At 71.7% G+C, this 18,442-nt stretch carries 18 protein-coding genes and 1 tRNA gene; 10 read left to right on the forward strand and 9 right to left on the reverse strand.

Going from position 1 to position 18,442, the window contains the following annotated elements; translation table 11 throughout:
• The first annotated feature begins 1 nt into the window (after position 1).
• From ACIQOW_RS06700 to ACIQOW_RS06735, 8 genes are all read left to right on the forward strand, one after another.
• A complete protein-coding gene (locus ACIQOW_RS06700) occupies positions 2-985 on the forward strand; it encodes an ATP-binding cassette domain-containing protein (protein ID WP_401080439.1) in 984 nt (327 codons plus the stop codon).
• Positions 982-1,785, forward strand: coding sequence for an ABC transporter permease (locus ACIQOW_RS06705; protein ID WP_401080441.1), 804 nt, complete (start codon positions 982-984; stop codon positions 1,783-1,785). The genes ACIQOW_RS06700 and ACIQOW_RS06705 overlap by 4 nt, the downstream gene beginning before the upstream one ends.
• A 237-nt stretch (positions 1,786-2,022) precedes the next feature.
• A complete protein-coding gene (locus ACIQOW_RS06710; protein ID WP_188299926.1) occupies positions 2,023-2,274 on the forward strand; it encodes an acyl carrier protein in 252 nt (83 codons plus the stop codon).
• Positions 2,268-3,533, forward strand: coding sequence for a beta-ketoacyl-[acyl-carrier-protein] synthase family protein (locus ACIQOW_RS06715; protein ID WP_401080444.1), 1,266 nt, complete (start codon positions 2,268-2,270; stop codon positions 3,531-3,533). Before ACIQOW_RS06710 ends, ACIQOW_RS06715 begins: the two co-directional genes overlap by 7 nt.
• Positions 3,533-4,651: a beta-ketoacyl synthase N-terminal-like domain-containing protein gene (locus ACIQOW_RS06720; protein WP_401080446.1), complete on the forward strand. Its 1,119-nt coding sequence runs from the start codon at positions 3,533-3,535 to the stop codon at positions 4,649-4,651. Before ACIQOW_RS06715 ends, ACIQOW_RS06720 begins: the two co-directional genes overlap by 1 nt.
• Positions 4,648-5,376, forward strand: a complete 729-nt coding sequence (gene fabG, locus ACIQOW_RS06725; protein WP_401080448.1) for a 3-oxoacyl-ACP reductase FabG — start codon at positions 4,648-4,650, stop codon at positions 5,374-5,376. Before ACIQOW_RS06720 ends, fabG begins: the two co-directional genes overlap by 4 nt.
• Positions 5,377-5,420: 44 nt before the next feature.
• The gene (sbnB, locus tag ACIQOW_RS06730; protein WP_401080450.1) at positions 5,421-6,485 is read left to right on the forward strand and encodes a 2,3-diaminopropionate biosynthesis protein SbnB; all 1,065 of its coding nucleotides are present in this window, start codon (positions 5,421-5,423) and stop codon (positions 6,483-6,485) included.
• The gene (locus tag ACIQOW_RS06735; RefSeq protein WP_401080452.1) at positions 6,482-7,210 is read left to right on the forward strand and encodes a DUF4097 family beta strand repeat-containing protein; all 729 of its coding nucleotides are present in this window, start codon (positions 6,482-6,484) and stop codon (positions 7,208-7,210) included. The genes sbnB and ACIQOW_RS06735 overlap by 4 nt, the downstream gene beginning before the upstream one ends.
• A 278-nt stretch (positions 7,211-7,488) precedes the next feature.
• Here the strand turns inward: ACIQOW_RS06735 and ACIQOW_RS06740 are convergent, their stop codons facing one another.
• The 3 genes from ACIQOW_RS06740 to ACIQOW_RS06750 all read right to left on the reverse strand — a co-directional run bounded on the left by ACIQOW_RS06740 (position 7,489) and on the right by ACIQOW_RS06750 (position 10,817).
• The gene (locus ACIQOW_RS06740; protein ID WP_401080454.1) at positions 7,489-7,662 is read right to left on the reverse strand and encodes a hypothetical protein; all 174 of its coding nucleotides are present in this window, start codon (positions 7,660-7,662) and stop codon (positions 7,489-7,491) included.
• 20 nt (positions 7,663-7,682) lie between these two features.
• A complete protein-coding gene (locus ACIQOW_RS06745) occupies positions 7,683-9,560 on the reverse strand; it encodes a type I restriction-modification enzyme R subunit C-terminal domain-containing protein (protein ID WP_401080456.1) in 1,878 nt (625 codons plus the stop codon).
• Between the two features lie 64 nt (positions 9,561-9,624).
• Positions 9,625-10,817 (reverse strand): IS3 family transposase gene (locus ACIQOW_RS06750; protein WP_401080458.1). Its coding sequence is split into 2 segments (ribosomal slippage): positions 9,625-10,583 and positions 10,583-10,817, totalling 1,194 coding nucleotides; the frame shifts between segments, so codons are not numbered across the junction.
• A gap of 77 nt (positions 10,818-10,894) precedes the next feature.
• On the opposite strand from ACIQOW_RS06750, the gene ACIQOW_RS06755 reads away from it, so the two are divergent.
• On the forward strand, positions 10,895-11,596 hold the full coding sequence (locus tag ACIQOW_RS06755; RefSeq protein ID WP_401080460.1) for an XRE family transcriptional regulator: 702 nt from the start codon (positions 10,895-10,897) through the stop codon (positions 11,594-11,596).
• Positions 11,583-12,050 carry an NUDIX hydrolase gene (locus tag ACIQOW_RS06760; RefSeq protein ID WP_401080462.1) on the forward strand — a complete coding sequence of 156 codons (468 nt, stop codon included), beginning with the start codon at positions 11,583-11,585 and terminating at the stop codon, positions 12,048-12,050. The genes ACIQOW_RS06755 and ACIQOW_RS06760 overlap by 14 nt, the downstream gene beginning before the upstream one ends.
• Here ACIQOW_RS06760 and ACIQOW_RS06765 read toward each other — a convergent pair.
• The 6 genes from ACIQOW_RS06765 to ACIQOW_RS06790 all read right to left on the reverse strand — a co-directional run bounded on the left by ACIQOW_RS06765 (position 12,038) and on the right by ACIQOW_RS06790 (position 18,432).
• A complete protein-coding gene (locus ACIQOW_RS06765) occupies positions 12,038-12,601 on the reverse strand; it encodes an HD domain-containing protein (RefSeq protein ID WP_401081338.1) in 564 nt (187 codons plus the stop codon). The genes ACIQOW_RS06760 and ACIQOW_RS06765 overlap by 13 nt on opposite strands.
• A gap of 381 nt (positions 12,602-12,982) precedes the next feature.
• Positions 12,983-13,056: transfer RNA gene (locus ACIQOW_RS06770), tRNA-Thr, on the reverse strand.
• Positions 13,057-13,139: 83 nt separating this feature from the next.
• Positions 13,140-13,790 (reverse strand): leucine efflux protein LeuE, encoded by a 651-nt coding sequence (gene leuE, locus ACIQOW_RS06775; protein ID WP_401080464.1) that lies wholly within the window; start codon positions 13,788-13,790, stop codon positions 13,140-13,142.
• A gap of 109 nt (positions 13,791-13,899) precedes the next feature.
• Positions 13,900-15,579, reverse strand: a complete 1,680-nt coding sequence (locus ACIQOW_RS06780) for an alpha/beta hydrolase (RefSeq protein ID WP_401080466.1) — start codon at positions 15,577-15,579, stop codon at positions 13,900-13,902.
• A gap of 200 nt (positions 15,580-15,779) precedes the next feature.
• On the reverse strand, positions 15,780-16,958 hold the full coding sequence (locus ACIQOW_RS06785; protein ID WP_401080468.1) for a hypothetical protein: 1,179 nt from the start codon (positions 16,956-16,958) through the stop codon (positions 15,780-15,782).
• Positions 16,959-17,220: 262 nt separating this feature from the next.
• Positions 17,221-18,432 (reverse strand): DNA polymerase III subunit delta', encoded by a 1,212-nt coding sequence (locus ACIQOW_RS06790; protein ID WP_401081341.1) that lies wholly within the window; start codon positions 18,430-18,432, stop codon positions 17,221-17,223.
• Between the last annotated feature and the right edge of the window lie 10 nt (positions 18,433-18,442).

Below are 18,442 nucleotides of genomic sequence, written 5' to 3' on the forward strand. Positions count from 1 at the left end.
GGTGGCCGCCGAGAAGGCGATCCTCGCCGAGGGGCTGAGCAAGCGCTACGCCACCCACACCGCCCTGCACGGCATCGACCTGGAGGTGCCGGCCGGGTCGGTTCTGGGCGTGCTCGGCCCGAACGGCGCCGGCAAGACCACCACCGTCCGGATCCTCGCCACCCTCCTGCGGCCGGACGGCGGCCGCGCCGTGGTGGCCGGCCACGACGTCTCCCGCGACCCCCGCGAGGTGCGCCGCAGGATCGGCCTGGCCGGTCAGTACGCCGCCGTGGACGCGCTGCTGACCGGGCGGGAGAACCTGGTGCTGCTGGGCCGGCTGCTCCGGCTCGGCCGACGCGGCGCGGCGGCGCGCGCCCAGGAACTGCTGGACCGCTTCGGGCTGCTGGACGCCGCCGACCGGACGGTGGGCACCTACTCCGGCGGCATGCGCCGCCGTCTCGACCTGGCGGCCTGCGTCGTCGGAGAGCCCGAGGTGCTGTTCCTGGACGAGCCGACCACCGGTCTCGACCCGGTCAGCCGGAACGTGCTGTGGCAGGTGGTGCGCGACCTGGTCTCCGGCGGCGTCACCGTCCTGCTGACCACCCAGTACCTGGAGGAGGCGGACGAGCTGGCCGACCGCGTCGTGGTCATCGACGCCGGCCGGGTCGTCGCCGAGGGCAGCCCCGACGAGCTGAAGCGCAAGGTCGGCACCGACAGCCTGGAGGTGACCGTGGCCCAGCCGGGACAGCTCCAGGCCGCGGCGGCCGCGCTCGCCGCGCTCGGCGGCCGCGCCCCGACCACCCACGAGGACGGCTGCCGGGTCACCGTCCCGCTCGAACACGGGCTGGACGACGTCGCGCTGGCCGCCTCCGAACTACGGGACCGCGGCATCACCGCCGCGGACTTCCAGGTCCGCAGGCCCTCGCTCGACGACGTGTTCTTCGCCCTCACCGGCGCCGCCGCCCCGACCGGGGCCACCTCCACGGAAGGAACCGATCAGCCATGACGGCGCTGGGAGCCTACCTGGCCGACACCACGGTCCTGACCGGCCGTCACCTTCGCCACCTGCGCCGGTCGCCGGGCAGGCTGCTGCTGATCACCATGACCCCGGCCGTCATGCTGATCGCCATCGGCTACCTGTTCCGCGGCTCGATCGCCATTCCCGGGGTCTCCTCCTACGAGGACTACATCATGGCCGGGATCGCCGCCCAGGTCGCCCTGGCCGGCGTCGGGCCCACCGCCCTGGGCGTGGCCATCGACCTGCGCGACGGACTGGTCGACCGCTACCGCTCGCTGCCGATATCGGCCAGCAGCGTGCTGGTCGGCCGGGCCCTGTCGGACATGGTCACCGCGGTGGTCGGGCTGGTGGCCGTCTCCGGCCTCGGTCTCCTGCTCGGCTGGCGCCCGCACGGGGGGCCGGGCCGGATCCTGGCCGGCTTCGCGGTCCTGCTCGCCTTCTCGTTCGTCATGCTGTGGGTCGGCATCCTGCTCGGCACCACCATGCGGAACGTGGAGGCGATCGACGGCACCGGGGCACTGATCCTGGTCGTGCTCTCCTTCCTGTCCAACGCCTACGTCGCGGTGGGCGGGCTGCCGGGCTGGCTCCGTCCGGCAGCGGAGTGGAACCCCGTCAGTTCCGTCATCACCGTCTGCCGCGTCCTGTGGGGCAACCAGCCGACCGGGTCGACGGCCGCCGGATTCCCGGCGTCCCACCCCGGGATCGTGGTCGCCGTCTCCCTCGGGATCGTGCTGCTGGCCGTCGTACCCGCCGCGCTGCGCGGCTTCCGGCGTGCCGTCGAGCGGTGATCCCGCGCCGGTGGCGCACCGGAGCGCCGGTGGTGAACCGGCGCCGCCGATGGTGAACCGGCGCAGGCGGTGCTGAACCGGCGCCAGCGGTGCTGAACCGGCGCCGTCGGTGAGCCGCGCCGGAGGCGAACCAGCGTCAGCGGGATGTCAGTTGCCAATCATCGGCGCCCCCTAGGTTGGCGTCCGGAACCACCGGAGCCTGAACGTCGAGCCCGAAGTCGAGCCCGAAGGAGAACCATGTCCACCGTTACGCCAGAGCACTACGACCGGATCAGGGAAATCGTCGCGAAGCAGATCGGTGTCGAGTCCTCCGCCCTCGGCGACTCGACGCACCTGGTCGACGAACTGGGCGTGGACTCGCTGAAGCTCATCGACATCCTCAGCGCGATCGAGATGGAGTTCACCATCGTCATCGACATGGAGGAGCTGCCGGAGATGGTCAACGTCGGGGCGATCCACCGGGTCACCGCGCGCGCGGCGGGATGGTAGGGAGTCCCGTGTCCGTTGCTCCGCAGCCGGCGGCCCAGGCCCGCCGCACCGTCGTCGTCACCGGCATCGGCGTCATCACCAGCATCGGCACCGGTGCCGACGAGTACGCCGTGGCGCTGCGGGAGGGCCGCTCCGGAGCCCGCCCGCTCACCCGGATCGACACCACCGGATTCCTGCGGAAGAACGCCGCCGAGGTCGAGGACTTCGAGCCGGCCCGCTGGATCCGCAACATGCCGCTCGACTACACCGGTCGCGCCGGGCACTTCGCCGTCGCCGCGGCCCGTCAGGCCGTCGAGGACGCCGGGCTGACGGACGAGGAGCTCGCGGACCGGCACGTGCTGATCAGCATCGGCACCACCGACGGCGAGTCCCACGACCTCGGCCTCCTGGTCGAGCAGGAGCTGGCGGACGGCGGCCCCGACGCGCTGGACCCGGTGCTGGCCCGGCGCCTGGGCTCGGGACGGCTGTCCACCGCCGTCGCCCGCGAACTGCGGCTCCGCGACGCGGAGGCGGTCACGCTCACCACCGCCTGCGCGGCCGGCAACTACTCCATCGGCTACGGCCTGGACGTCATCCGGTCCGGCGAGGCCGACCTCGCGCTGTGCGGGGGCGCCGACGCCGTGTGCCGCAAGACGTTCGCCACCTTCCAGCGGCTCGGCGCCATCACCCCCGACGTGGTGCGGCCGTTCGACGTGAACCGCAAGGGCATCCTCACCGGCGAGGGCGGCGGCGTCCTGGTGCTGGAGTCCCTGGAATCCGCCCTCGCCCGTGGCGCCCGCATCTACGCCGAGGTCCTGGGCTACGGCCTCTCCTGCGACGCCCAGCACCCCACCGCGCCCAGCCGGGACGGCGTCGCCCGCGCCATGGAACTCGCCCTGGCCGACGCGGGCGTCAAGAAGGACGAGGTGGACTACATCTCGGCGCACGCCACCGGCACCCGCGCCAACGACGCCGCCGAGGCCGGCGCCATCGTCGACGTCTACGGCGAACGCCCGCCCCGCACCGTCGGGTTGAAGTCGATGCTGGGCCACTCGATGGGCGCCGCGAGCGCGCTGGCCGCCGCCGCCTGCGCCCTGTCGATCCGCAACGGGTTCATCCCGCCGACCATCAACCACCAGGAGACCGACCCGCAGTGCCCGGTGGACTGCGTCCCCAACCACGCGGTCACGGCTGATGTGCAGATCGTCCAGAACAACTCCAGCGCCTTCGGCGGCAACAACGCCGTCCTGATCCTCGGTTCCCTCAAGGAGCGTGTCTGATGTCCGCGCCCCCGGTAGCAGCCTCCCTGCCGGCCGACGGCCTCGTCATCACCGGCTGGTCGGCGGTCTCCGCGCACGGCCTCTCCCGGCGGGACTTCGCCGACGGCGTGCGCTCGGGGCTGGCCGCGGCCCGCACCGAGCCCGACGGCCCGCGGCTGCCCCGCCCCGACGCCTGTCTGGTGCCCGACCTCGACCGTCCCGGCCTGCTCGGCCGGGAGTACAGCTACACCCTCGACCGGCTGGCCGTCATGGCCCTGCTCGCCACGGACCAGCTGCTGGCCGACCCCGACCACGGGCCCGTGCCGCACACCGACGAGCGCACCGGCCTCGTCATGGGGACCACCATGGGCGGCAAGGAGACCATGGCCGCGGTCATCCGGGGCTCGCTGACCAACGCCCGGCCCTTCTACGTCGAGGTCGGCCTGATCCCCGGCTGCGTGATGAACCACTCCGCCGGGGCCGCCGCGATCCGACACGACCTCCGCGGCCCCAACGCCACGGTCGGCGGCGGACGGGTGAGCGGCCTGCTCGCCCTCAACTACGCGCGCCGCCTGCTCGACCAGGGCCGCGCCGACAACTGCCTGGTCGGCTCCGCCGAGGAGTTCGCCCCCACCCAGGCCTGGCTGGAACAGGCCGCCGGCGTTCCCGGAGAGCCCGCCCCGCTGCTCGGCGAGGGCTGTGGGCTGCTGCTGCTGGAACCGGCCGGAGCAGGCCAACTGCCGCCGCTCGCCGCGGTGCTGGCCGTCTCCACCGGCATCGACGTGGACGACGACCCGCAGGCCGCCGTCGCCTCCTGCGCCCGCCGCGCCCTCGACCGGGCGGGCGTCGCGCCGGAGGAGGTGTGGGCCGCCGTCCCCACGGCCGCGCCGACCCCGGAGGGCGAGGCGGAGCGCGCCGCGCTGGCCTCACTGGTGCCGTCGGAAGCACTGGACCGGGTCCCGTCGATGGCGCTGCTCGGTGACACCGGCGCCGCGTCCGCGACCCTGCAGATCGCGGCGCTGCTCGTGATCGCCGGGGCCGACCCGACCGCCGCCGGCCGGGTGGCCCTGGTCTCGGCGGTGGACCGGGACGGCACCGTCGCCGTCGCGGTACTGCGACTCTTCGAGGTGGCGTCATGACCGCGATGGTGAGCGGTGGTTCGCGGGGCATCGGGCGGGCGGTCGTGCTGCGGCTGGCCCGGGACGGTCACGACGTGGCCTTCTGCTACCGGTCCGACGAGGCCGCGGCCGAGTCGCTGCTGAAGGAGACGGCGGAGCTGGGCGTCCGGGTCCTCGCGACCCGCTGCGACGCCTCGGACGGTGCCGCCGTACGCGACTGGGTGCGCGAGACGGAACGCGAACTGGGGCCGGTGGACACCGTGGTGACCTCGGCCGGCATCACCCGGGACCGTCCGCTGGTGCTGATGCGCGACGAGGACTGGCAGCAGGTGCTGAGCGTCAACCTGGACGGGGTCTACCACCTGTGCCGGGCAGTGGCGCCCGGCATGGCCAAGCGCGGCCGCGGGTGCGTGGTCAACCTCTCCTCGGTCTCCGGAATCTCAGGCAACGCCGGGCAGGCCAACTACGCCGCCTCCAAGGCCGGGATCATCGCCTTCACCAAGAGCCTGGCGAAGGAACTCGGTCCGCGCGGCGTGCGGGCCAACGCCGTCGCGCCGGGCCTGATCGACACCGACATGGTGGGCGGTGCCTCCGAAGCCGCGATCGGACGGATCCTGCAGAACGTGCCGCTGCGCCGGCTGGGCCGTCCCGAGGAGGTCGCCGAACTGGTCGGCTTCCTGGCCTCCGACCGTGCGGCCTACGTGACCGGCTCGGTGTTCGAGGTCCACGGCGGCCTCTCCCTCTGACACACCCGCTGACCACCCGACCCTTAGCCCGTGGAGAAGTGACCATGTCCCGCATTCCGACGTTCGCCGTGATCTCCGGCGCCCAGGTGCACCAGGCCGTGGCCGGCCGGGAGCAGGCCGTCATCGCGGCGGTCGAGAAGGCGTACCGGCTGCACGGCGGCGGTGAGACCGTCAACCCCGACTCCTACTTCCTGCGCTTCCCCGACCGGCCGTCGTCCCGGATCATCGCCCTGCCGGCCTCGGTGGGCGGGGAGGTGGGCGTGCACGGCCTGAAGTGGATCGCCAGTTTCCCGGAGAACGTGGCCTCCGGCATACCGCGCGCCTCCGCGGTCCTGGTGCTGAACGACGCCGAGACCGGCTACCCGTTCGCCCTGCTGGAGAGTTCGATCATCAGCGCGGCCAGGACCGCCGCATCGGCCGCCCTGGCCGCCCGTGCGCTCGGCGAGGCACGCGGCACCACGCCGCGCCGTCTCGGGTTCGTCGGGGCCGGGCTCATCGCCCGCTACGTGCACACCTACCTCGCGGCGGCCGGGTTCGACTTCGACGAGATCGGCGTGCACGACCTGTCCTCCGAGCACGCCGCGGGTTTCTCCGACTACCTCCGCCGGTCGCAGTCCTCGGACGTCACGGTGCACGCCACGGCCGAGGACCTGATCCGGACCAGCGACCTGGTGGTCTTCGCCACCGTCGCGGGCGAGCCGCACGTGCACGACCCGGCCTGGTTCGACCACAACCCCCTGGTGCTGCACCTGTCGCTGCGCGACCTGTCGACCGAGGTGATCCTCTCGGCCTGGAACGTGGTCGACGACGTCGAGCACTGCCTCAAGGCCGGCACCTCCCCGCACCTGGCCGAACAGGCCCTCGGCAACCGGGAGTTCGTCGCGGGCACACTCGACGACGTGCTCGGCGGACGGATCGCTCCGCCCACGGACCGACCCGTGGTGTTCTCCCCGTTCGGCCTCGGCGTGCTCGACCTGGTGGTCGCCAAGCACGTCTACGACGCGGTCGACGCCGCCGGAGAACTCCGGACCGTGCCCGACTTCTTCCACGACACCGACCGCTACGGCCGGACACTCGCGGAGCCGACGCCCACGGGTGGCCGGGGGTGATCCGGCCGCAGCGCGTCCGGAACGCCGCCGTCGCCTCCGCCGTCGTGGTGATCACGCTCGGCGGGATGGCCGGCTGCGGGGTCGGCGACCTGGGCGGCGTCGGCGACGGGCCCGCCCACGTGGCGGAGTTCGACTTCGCCGAGCAGGTCACCGAACTGGTGGTGACCACCAACCACGGGAACATCGTCACCCGTCCCGCCGCCGGCGGCACCACCAAGGTCACCGAAACGGTGCGCTACCGGTCGAAGCAGCCGGCCGTCACCAGGAACCAGAACGGCGGCACGCTCACCCTGTCGGCCGGCGGCTGCGGTTCCGTCCTGGGCGCGAACACGACCTGCTCGGTGGACTACGCCGTCGAGGTGCCCAAGGGCGCCAAGGTCAACCTCCGCGCCTCGGCCGGCGACGTCACCCTGACCGGCACGACGGGCGGCGGCGACCTGCACAGCGAGGCAGGCGACATCAAGGCCGACGGCGTCTCGGGCGCCCTGACGGCGAGCACCGACGGCGGCAACATCAACCTGTCCTTCGCCGCGGCGCCGGGCAACGTGAAAGCCACCAGCTCCGCGGGCGACGTCACCCTCCGCGTCCCGAACGGCCGCTACGCCGTCGACGCCTCCTCCGACGTCGGCGACCGCACCATCCGCGTCACCAACGACTCCTCCGCAACCAACCACCTGCGCCTGCACTCCGACGTCGGCAACGTCTCCGTCCTCCCCACCTCCTGACCACGCCCACCCGCTCCACGGCCGCCACAACGAGAAACCCCAGGTCGGATCCCCGACCTGGGGTTTCCCCATGGAGCCGCCTGCGGGATCCGAACCCGCGCCCTGAGCGTCACGAGCCCGGCAGTGATCACGCCGGCCGCTGCCACCATCGATCACTTGGTGATGAACCCGCAGGTCAGAACGTTGCATCGTGATCCATGATCCTGCCTGAACCGGTACGTGCTGCCCCGTCCGCTCACGCATCGCTCACGCAAGTCGGTGCCCCGGCTCGTTCTGGTTCAGTGCGGGCGCCACTCCTTGTGCGGCTCGATGATGACGCTGCCGCCCATCCAGCGCGTCCCGCATACCGGGCAGATGGCGTACCACTCGTCACCCGCAGCGCTTTCGTCCATGCGGCCTTGCTGCCCAGTGCCGGGACAGTCTTCCTGCTGGTCCTTCTGCTGCGGCGCCATTGCGCTCACCTTCGAGAATGTCAGGCCGCGTTGTCTGCGGCGAGGGCGGTAGAACGGATCGCGTGAAGGACGGTCACCATGGCATCCACGTCGTCCCCGTGGAAGAGCGATTCTGGGCCGGTCGGGGCAATCATCGTGAACGGAGACTCGTAAAGCGCGGCGACGTCGATCGTGCCGTTGCGGGCCAGGTAGTCGATCAGCTCGTTGACGAAACGGAGCTGGTTGGCGGTGAGGGTCTTACCCTGCTGGAAAGAGTCGAAGGCCAGGGCCGCGGCGTCCCGCTCCAGACCGGTCAGCGAGCGCAGGAACAGCCCGAGGCCACCATTCACGTCCGTCACGTGGTCAATGTCAGCGATGGTCGCGAGGCCGGCCTCAACAAAGATCTGCTCCAGTTCCGACAGGTCCAGGGCAGTGATCTGCTTGTTGCGGCGAATCTTCTGGACCGCGAGCTGCTCCTGGTGCGTGTTGAGGTAGATGCGGACCTTCTGCTCGAAGCGAGTGAGGTCGGTCCCGACCTCCATGCCGTTCAGGGAGGCGGCGGTCAACTCGCCGAGCTCGTCCTCGAAGTCGGTGTAGACGATGTTGCGCTTGGTCTTGTCCATCAGGCGGACGAGACCACGCAGGCGGCGCCGCATGGTCTCCAGCATGGGCAGGGTGACGTCCTGCCACCACTCGTCGCCCGCGACCTCGTCGAGCAGGAGCTGCTGAACCTTGATCGCAGGAATGGTCAGCTGGTTGAGAAGGGTTGAGGCGATCTCCTGGACCTGGTCCCGCAGGCGGGTGAAGCCCGGATCACCGTTCACGACGGCGAGCTGGAGGCGAAGCGCGAGCAGGTCAAAGCGCTTGGCCTCCTCGCCGGCGTCGTCCTTGTCCCGGAAGCCGGTCGGGAGCCCGGCCAGGTGGTCGACGACCTGGCCATGGGCGTCCGGCGTGAAACTGAGCCACGCGTCGAAGTCGGTAAAGGTGTCGAGGACCTCGCGCTGCGGGCGTACCAGGAAGTTCTCCGGGTTCATTGCCGTGACCTCGTCGTGCAGCCGGGTGGCGAGGTCCCAACGCAGGCCGACCTCAGTGACCGTGCCGTCGGACTCCGGGCGCACGGCCGACCCTGCGCCCGAGCCCTGGCCAGACTCCGATGCACCGTCGAGGGCGAGGAGCAGGTCGGCTCGGCGTTCGAAGATCCGCTGGCTGAGCGAGGGGGAGAGCTTGCCTTCGGCGCGCATCAGGTTCTGGTTGAAAAACTCGATGTTCTGGCACAGGTCGAAGACCAGGAAGCCGTCCTTGCTCCTGTTGGGGCCGAAGAGGTCGGGTGCGAGGCGGGTGCCGCGGCCGATCATCTGCCAGAACTTGGTCTTGGAGCGCACCAGCTTGAAGAAGACCAGGTTAACCACCTCGGGAACGTCGATGCCGGTGTCCAGCATGTCGACGGAGATGGCTATCTGGGGGAACTTTGATGAGTCGGAGAAGTCGTCGATCAGGCTCTGCGCGTACTCCTTGCGATAGGTGATGACCTGCGCGAAGGCGCCCTTGAGGTGGGGGTAGTTCTTGTCGAAGCGCTCGGCAATGAACTCGGCGTGCGTGTTGTTGGCAGCAAAGATGATGGTCTTGCCGAGAGTGTCACCGCTATCGACCTTGAGGCCGTGGGTCATCAGCACCTGAAGGGCCTTGTCGACGGTGTCATCGTTGAAGAGGTACTTGTTGAGCTCGTCGGTCGTGATCTCGTCAGGGACGTCGCCGTCCTCGCTCCACTCCGTCTCGTCCCACTTCTCCTTGTCCTCGTCGGACAGGTCGTCGTACTTGATGCCGCCGCGCTGGAACTTCAACGGGACTTCAACGGTGCACGGGGCGACCAGATAACCCTCGGCCACGGCCTCATCCAGGCTGTAGACGTCCGTGGGCACGCCGTCTTCCAGTTCAAAGCGGCGGTAGGTGCGGGCTTTGCCCTATTTCGTGGACACTCGCCTGCTATGCCACCAGGTCCAGGTTATCCGCGCTGGTGGCGTGTTGTCGTTCGTAGTCGACGGGGCTTTGGTAGCCGAGGGCGGAGTGGCGTCGTCTGCGGTTGTACCAGGCCATCCAGGAGAAGACTGCGGTGCGGGCCTGGGGTCGGGTCATCCAGCGTGAGCTGTAGAGCAGTTCACGCTTGAGCGTGGCGAAGAAGGACTCCGCGAGGGCGTTGTCGTAGCTGGAGCCGACGCGGCCCATCGAGCGCCGTATCCCGTGCGCCCGGCAGACCTCGGCGAACACCGCGGATGTGTACTGCGCTCCGCGATCGGAGTGGAAGACCACTCCGTGCACGTGGCCGCCCCTCGCGTCGACGGCGGCCTGAACGGCGTCGACGACCAGGTCGGCGCGCATGTGCTCGGCGAGCGACCAGCCGACGACCCGTCGCGAGTGCATGTCGATCACCGTCGCCAGGTACATCCACGACCCTCCGACCGGCAGATACGTGATGTCGCCGCACCAGCGCACGTCAGGCGCCGCAGCCGCGAAGTCGCGCCCGACCAGGTCCGGTGCCGGCGGCACGCTCCGGTCCGCGACCGTCGTGCGGACCGTGCGGCGCAGGTGCCGGCCGGCGATCCCGCGCTCACGCATCAGGCGGGCGACGCGCTTGTGGTTCACCACACCGTGGCGTTCCCGCAGCTCCCGGGTGATCCGAGGGACGCCGTAGGCGCCGTTGGACTCCTCATGGATCTCCTCGATGCGCGCGCCGAGGTCCTCGTCGGCGGCCGTCCGGGCCGCCCGGACGGCCGCCGCGGCAGTCCATCGGTAAAAACCTGATGCCGACACGCTCAGCACCCGGCACAGCCGCTGTACTCCGTACAGGTCACGGTGGTCGGAGATGAACCGCCAGCGGCCGGTCATCGGCCCATCTCCTTGGCAAAATACTGCGCTGCCTTCCGCAGGATCTCCTTCTCCAGCTCCAGCTCACGGACCTGCTTGCGCAGCCGGCGCAGTTCCTCGCGCTCGGCCGGCGTCAACGGGCCCTCACCGCCCGCACCCGAAGCCGACTCGGCGCGTGACCGTGCGATCCACTGGCGCAGCGACTCCGGGTTGACGCCCAGCTCGCGTGCCACCGACGGGATGCGCCGCCCGCTGGACTCCACCAGCGCCACCGCGTCCCGCTTGAACTCCCCCGAGTACCTCGCAGTACCCATGAGGACATCCTCTCCACGGACCCGAAGATCCGCTTCTCAGAAGTGTCCACATCTCGGGGTAAAGCCCAGCCTGCGAAGTGGACCCCAAGACCGTTGGCCGCTGGCTCGGCGGGCGCATGCCCGACCCGAGGCACCGCTTCCGCGCTGCTCGGTTCCTGCGTATTGAGGAGACCTTCCTCTGGCCGGACCCGCAGCCCGGCACAGGCCGACGGACCGGCGGGTCAGGCACCGAGCTCGTCGGCACCTACCAGAACCGGGCCAGCGTGCCCCGTGAGACCTGGCTGGCCCTGCTGAAAGAGGCCCGGCAGCAGATCGACGTGCTCGTCTTCTCCGGGACGTTCTTCGCCCAGTCCAACCCGCACGTCGCCAAGATGCTCGCCGAACGAGCGGCCGACGGCGTCCAGGTCCGACTGTGCTTCGGCGACCCGAGCGGGCACGCCGCCGCAGTCAGAGGCCGTGAGGAGGGAATCGGCGACACCCTCGCCGCCAAGATCCGCGCCTCCCTCACCTACTACCGCCCTCTGCCCCCAGAGGAGGGCTGTGAGGTGAGGCTCCACGACACCACGCTCTACAACTCCCTCTTCCGCTACGACGACAACCTGCTGGTCAACCCGCACATCTTCGGGCAGCCGGCCAGCGCCAACCCCCTGCTCCACCTCAAGCGCGTGGACGCCACCGGCTGGTTCTACAACTACGCTCAGAGCTTCGAAGCAGTCTGGGCCTGCGCACGGCCCTGGACGCCCGACCATGAGGGGGCCACCGCACATGGGCAGGACTGAGTACTACTACGACCCCAACGCCCCCAAGGCCAACACCCTCATCCCTGCCAGCAATCTGCTCGTCGTCGACGACTCCGGAGCCATCCTGCTCCAGCGCCGCCGCGACACCGGCCAGTGGGCGCTTCCCGGCGGCGCCCAGGACATCGGCGAGACCGCCGCCGAGTGCGCCGTGCGCGAGTGCCTGGAGGAGACCGGCGTCGAAGCCGAGATCACCGGCTTCCTCGGCGTCTACACCAACCCGAACCACATCGTCGCCTACACCGACGGCGAGATCCGCCAGCAGTACGAGAACACCTACATCGGCTGCCCTATCGGCGGCGAACCCACGATCAACGACGAGGCCGACGGCGTCCGCTTCATCCAGCCCGCCGACCTCGACCAGTACGACATCCACCCCAGCATGCGCCAGCAGATCGGCGACTACCTCGCCGGCACCTACCCCTACTTGGGCTGAGCCGCCAGCGCCGCCTCCACTCGTTCAACGGCCGCGAAGATCTGCGGCGACGCCCGACGATTGAACCGCCCCACCACGCTCTCCGCCCCGTAACGACCGAGGGTCTCAGCCACGCGTGCCCCAGCCGTGGTCGGGCCACCGTCGGGCGTCGTCGTCATGTCGCACCACACCAGGGCGTCAACCAGGCGCTGGTCCTCCAACAGCGGGAACTCGGCCTCCAGTACCTCCCGGAGGCCGAGTTCCTCGGCTTCGAGCAGGGCGAACGAGTGGTTCGCCACCAACCGCGTGAGCTGGTCATCGGCCCCATGGACATCACGGAGGAACCGGGCGCCGTCGAGCGGGTGGAAACCTGTTGCCGCCAGCCGCGGCGCGTAGCCGACATCGTGCAGCAGAGCGGCACAGATGAGAAGCCTGGCCTTCTGACCGAGAACTCCTTCGAGTCGGCCGGCTCGGTCTGCCACGCCTTGGGTGTGCGCCCAGCGGCGGGGCAGTGGCTCGGCAAGCTCGCTCCTCACCAACGTTCTGGCCCAAGAAGTCGGTTCTTCGCTCATGCGTCGATGGTTTCCCAGGTCGGCCACCACTACGCGTGGGGCCAAGCGATCCGCAGTCGATGTCATGGCGTGCTTGGAGGAGTAGATGTGGCACAGCAGGCTGTGGAGGAACGCCCAGGCATTGCCGCTGCGATCGTGGCCCACGAAGGCCGCGTCCTAAGGACATCTGATCCGTGAATCCGGTTCACCTGCCTGCCCCCCTATCTGGCACGGAAGGCCACGGAGAAGGCGAAGTCCGAGGCCAAAAAGGCCAAGGGGCAACTCGAAATCAACATCCGCGCTCACGCAAGCGATCTTGTATCGCGCCGCCGACGCCTGCCCATGGGTCAAGAAAACGCAAAAGCCCCAGGTCACGGCGAGTGAGTCCTGGGGCTTCTACAGAGCCGCCTGCGGGATTCGAACCCGCGACCTACGCATTACGAGTGCGTTGCTCTGGCCAACTGAGCTAAGGCGGCACCGTTGCCGTGTGTGCCGGCAACGCGGGCCAGTCTACACAGGTTCGCAGGTGATCCGTAACGGGATGCCGGGGCCGCGGTGGTCAGGCGGAGGAGACGGCGAGCTTGGCGGCGAAGCCGGCGAAGAGGACGGCGACGCCGCTGGTGAGGGAGGCGGAGAGGCGCTTGCGGCGGCGGAAGGCGGTGGCGAGGGTGGTGCCCGCGAAGATCAGGAGGGAGAGGTAGAGGAAGCTGAAGGTCTGGAGGATGCCGCCGAGGAGGGCGAAGGAGAGGGCGGGCTGTCCGTAGGAGGGGTCGACGAACTGGGTGAAGAAGGAGAGGAGGAAGAGGATGGCCTTCGGGTTGAGGAGGCTGATCACCAGGGCGCGCCGGAAGGGGTTCTCGGTGGACTCGGGGGCCGGTTCGGCGGTGGGGTCGGCGACGGCCCGGCGTTCGCGCCAGAGCTGGCGGGCGGCGCGGAGCATGCCGTAGCCGATCCAGAGCAGGTAGGCGGCGCCGCCGAACTTGACCACGGCGAAGACGGCCGGGTTGGCCTTGAGCAGGGAGGCCGCGCCCAGCGAGGTGAGGCTGATCAGGGTGAGGTCGCCGATGAAGACGCCGGCCGCGGCCCGGTAGCCGGTGCGGATGCCCTTGCGGGCCGCGACGGACAGCACGTACAGGGAGTTGGGGCCGGGCAGCAGGATGATGACGAGGGCGCCGAGGACGTACGTCGCCAGGTCGTTGACTCCGAGCACGATGAGCTCCGGTGCGGGGGGAGGGTGGCAGGGGGCGCTCATCGTAACGTCGTACCGCTGATCGGTTGAAGTAGAAATCACCTGTCGGACGGCCGGCGCCGGCCGGGTCCTACCGCTCGCAGCGCTTGCCCTGTTCCGGGGCCTCCCCGGTCAGCAGGAAGCGGTTCACCGCGGTGTCCACGCAGGTGCTGTGCCTGCCGTACGCGGTGTGGCCGTCACCGTCGAAGGTGAGCAGACGGCCGGACTCCAGCTGGCCGGCCAGCGACTGGGCCCAGGCGTACGGGGTGGCCGGGTCGCGGGTGGTGCCGATGACGACGACCGGGGCGGCGCCGGCGGCCCGGATGGTGTGCGCCGCGCCGGTGGCACGGACCGGCCAGTAGGTGCAGGCCAGCGCCATCCAGGCCATGTCGCGCCCGAAGTGCGGCGAGACCCGTTCGAACTCCGGCACCGCCCGCTGGACGTCCTCAGGACCGCCGAACGGGGCCGGCAGGTCGAGGCAGTTCACCGCGGTGTTGGCGAACATCAGGTTGGGGTACGAGCCGTCGGCCTCGCGCCCGTAGTAGTCGTCGGAGAGCTTCAGCAGGCCGGTGCCGTCGCCGGCCTTGGCGCCGGCGAGCGCGGCGCGCAGCTGGGGCCAGAGGAAGTCCGCGTACATGGCCTCGATGACGCCGGTGGTCGCCTGGGCCCCGGTGAGCCGGCGGCCGTTGCCCGTGGTGGGCAGCGAGCCGGCGTGGACGCCCGCGAGCAGGGCGGTGAGCTGCTCGCCGGCCTCCTGTTCGGTGCGGCCGAGCGGGCAGTCCTCGCGCTTGGCGCAGTCCTTGGCGAAGGCGGCCCAGGCGGTCTCGAAGCCGCCCGCCTGGGCGCGGTTGCCGGTGACGGAGTCGAGCGCCGGATCCATCGCGCCGTCCAGCACCAGCCGTCCGGCCCGGCTCGGGAAGAGCCCGGCGTAGGTGGCGCCGAGGAAGGTGCCGTAGGACTTGCCGACGAAGTTCAGCTTCTCGTCGCCGAGCAGGGCGCGCAGCACGTCCATGTCCCGGGCGCCCTCGACGGTGCTGAGGTGCCCGAGCGCCGCCCCGGCCTGCTGCCGGCAGCCCTCGGCGAACTCCCGGTCGGCGGCGATCAGCGCGTCGATCCCGTGCTGGTCGCCCGGGTTCAGGTCGACGGCGGTGTAGGCGTCCATCCGGTCGCCGCTCAGGCAGCTGACGGGGTTGCTGCGGCCGACTCCGCGCGGGTCGAGGCCGACCAGGTCGTACCGGGCGCGCACCCCGCGGTCGTACGTCCGGGCCGCGGCCTCCAGGTACTCGATCGCCGAGCCGCCGGGCCCGCCCGGGTTGAGCAGCAGGGAGCCGAGCTTCGCGCCCGGTGAGGCGGCGGCGGACGGGGAACCGGACAGGGAACCGGCGTCCGAGCCCTCCGGTTCGGCCACCGCGCGGGCGGCCGCCAGGGTGAGGTCGCCGTCCCCGGGGTGGTCGTAGTCCAGCGGCACCCGGAACGTCGTGCACTCGAACCCGCTGTCGCACCGCTGCCAGGCCAGCCCCTGCGCGTAGTACGGCGCGAGCGGGGCCGGGACGGCGGCCGGCAGCGGCTCCAGCGGGGTCGCCCCGGACGTCGGGGCGGATCCGGCCGACGGGGTCCCTCCGGCGGCCGGGGCCGAGGGCCTGCCGGAGCCGGCCGGGTCCGTGGCGGAGGCCGCCGGAGGCCCGGACGGGTCCGTGCTGCATCCGCCCGCCGCCAGACCGAGGACGACCAGCGCCGCAGCCAGTGCCTGTGCCCGCCCGAAGGCCCTCATCCGCCACCTCTCCGCAATCGACCAGCACGTGGAACACACCGGGAGACACGCTTCCGAGCCAGGCCGGACGCGCACGACCGGACGAGCACGGCCGGACGAGCACGGCCGGACGAGCAGGCTCGGACGAGCACGCCGGAGGAAACGCCGCTGCCCGGTACCCGCCCCGGGTACCGGGCAGCCTAGCGCCGCCGGACCCGCGCTCAGGACGCCCTGGCCAGCGCCTCGGCCAGGAACTGCGCGGCCTGCCGGACCAGCCGCAGCCGCTCCCGGTCGGGGGTGAAGTCCTGCACGTTGTCCGAGATCCGCACCTCGGCCTTGGCCGCCGCCCCCGGGCCGGCCTTCAGGGCGGACTGGAGCTTGCGGGCGGCGTCCAGCCCCGCGGAGTCGGACCTGGCGGCGGCCAGCAGCAGCTTGGCCGAGCTGCCCGCCGGGGCCTCGGCGCCGGTCTGGGTGAGCGCGGTGGCGTCGTACCGGCCGGAGACCGCCGCGGCCGCGCCGTACAGGTCGGGCCTGGCCAGCCCGGCGGCGGCCGCGCAGGGCGCGCCGCCCTCGACGCCGAGGGTGCCCCAGGAGGCCGGGCCCGGCGGCAGGGTGCGGAAGGAGGCCGCGATGGTGGTGCGCAGCGTCGCGTCGTCGGCGACGGCGGCCGGGGCGGCGGCGACCAGCTCGCAGGGGTGCCCGGTGCCGTTCGGCGCCTCGGGGGCGACCAGGATGAACGGGCGGGCCTTGCCGGTCTGGAGGGCCGAGCCGATGCCCTCGAAGACGTCCGGTACCTCGGCGTCGGCGGTCTTCTGGGGCGCGGCCGCCTGCATCACGACGACCGGGAAGCGGGCGTTCGGCTCCTTGGCGTACTGCGGCGGGAGCCAGACCCGGACGTTGCGGGGGTGACCGTCGGGGCCGAACACGGCGGACTGCAGCAGCTCGCCGCCGCCCGGGTGGCCGACGCTGTCGAAGCGGCTGACCACGGCGGGAGCCGCCGCAGCAGCGGGAGCCGCGGCGGCCGGCGGCTCGGCGGCCGCGGGCGGCGCCGCCTGCTGCTGCCGGCCCGCCGTCCCCGAGCCGCTCCCGGTACCCGAACCGGCGTCCGCCTCCGCCCCCGTACCCGCCGCGTCCACGACGGTCTCCGCCCGGTCCGGCTCCTGGCCGCTCCTACCGAGGCCACCGAAGGCACCGAGCGCGGTGAGCACCGTCAGGGCGGTGACGCACACCCCGCAGACCATCGCCCCGGCCGCCCGCAGCAGCATCGGCCAGCGGTCGCCGGCCAGCTCGTAGGTCTCGGCGGCGCGCAGGTCGTGCCAGCGCTGTCGGGCTCCCCTGGCCAGCCAGATCCCGCCGAGGGCGGCGGCCAGCAGGGGGATGACGAGGAGCGAACGAACCACGGGACGCACCACCTCTGGAGGGGGCCGCGCCGAACCTGGACCGGCGCGTGCGGGAGGCGACCGCCCCGGCGGCGGGCGCGGTCGGCCCCAGCGTGCACAACCGGCGAACGGTCACACGACGGTGTGCCCGGTGAGTGTCGCTCGTTCACTCGAAGGTGGGACGGCCCGGACTCCGGGAGGCCTACGGGCGGCGCCCGGTGGAGCAGTCTCCAAGCCCGCGTGCTCGGCCCACCCCCTCGGCCCAGCCGCTCAACCCAGCCGCTCAGCCCGCGCGCAGTGCCACCGTCATCGCCTCGACCGCGAGCAGCGGGTCCACGTTGCGGTCCAGCGCCCGGCGGCAGGCCAGTACCGCCTCGATCCGGCGCAGCGTGCCCTCCGCCGGCCCTGCCTGGGCCACCCGGTTCAGCGCCTGCCGCTGGTCCTCGTTGGCGAGCGCGCCGGTGGAGCCGAGCTGGATCGCCAGCACGTCCCGGTAGAAGCCGAGCAGATCGAGCAGGGCGATGCCGAGGGTCTCCCGGCGGGTGCGGGTGGCGCGGCTCTTCTGCCGCTTCTCCAGTTCCTTGACCGCCCCGGCCATGCCTCGCGGCGCCTTGGTCCCCTCGGCGGCGCCGTAGACGGCCTTGAGGTCGTCCGTCTCCTTGGCGTCCTGGGTCTCGGCGAGGGCCTCGGCATCGGCCTTGGCGGTGTCGACCAGGCGCTGGGCGGCGCTCAGGCAGCCGCCGATGTCGCCGACCTCCAGCGGGATGCGCAGCACGTCGGTCCGGCGCGTCCTGGCCTGCTCGTCGACGGCTAGGCGGCGCGAGCGCTCGATGTCGCCCTGCCCGGCGAGCGCGGCGAGCCTGGCGGTCTCCGGGTCGACGCCGTCGCGGCGGACCAGGTTGTCGGCGACCGCCTCGGCCGCGGGAGTCCGCAGCACCAGCAGGCGGCAGCGCGAGCGGATGGTCGGCAGCACGTCCTGGACGGAGGGGGCGCAGAGCAGCCAGACGGTGCGCGGGGAGGGCTCCTCCACGCCCTTGAGCAGCGCGTTCGCCGCGGCCTCGGTGAGCCGGTGGGCGGCGTCCACCAGGATCACCGACCAGCGGCCGCCGGTCGGGTAGCTGGAGGCGCGCAGCACCAGGGCGCGCATGTCGCCGACGCCGATGGAGAGGCCGTCGGTGCGGACGTACTTCACGTCGGCGTGGCTGCCGGCCAGCACGGTGTGGCAGCCGTCGCAGAACCCGCAGCCGGGCGTGCCGCCGAGCGCGAGGTCGGGGCTGGTGCACTGGAGGGCGGCGGCGAAGGAGCGCGCGGCGGTGACCTGCCCGGCGCCGGGCGGTCCGGTGAACAGCCAGGCGTGCGTCATCAGGGAGGCGTTCACGCCCTCGATCGGAGCGGCTCCGCGACCGGCCTCGACCGTCGCCCCGGCCGCCCGGGCGGCGGCGGTCAGCTGCTCGACCACCCGCTCCTGGCCCACCAGGTCGTCCCAGACGGCCACTGCTGCTCCC

The sequence above is a fragment of the Kitasatospora sp. NPDC091335 genome, assembly GCF_044757205.1.
In the GTDB taxonomy this organism is placed as follows: domain Bacteria; phylum Actinomycetota; class Actinomycetes; order Streptomycetales; family Streptomycetaceae; genus Kitasatospora.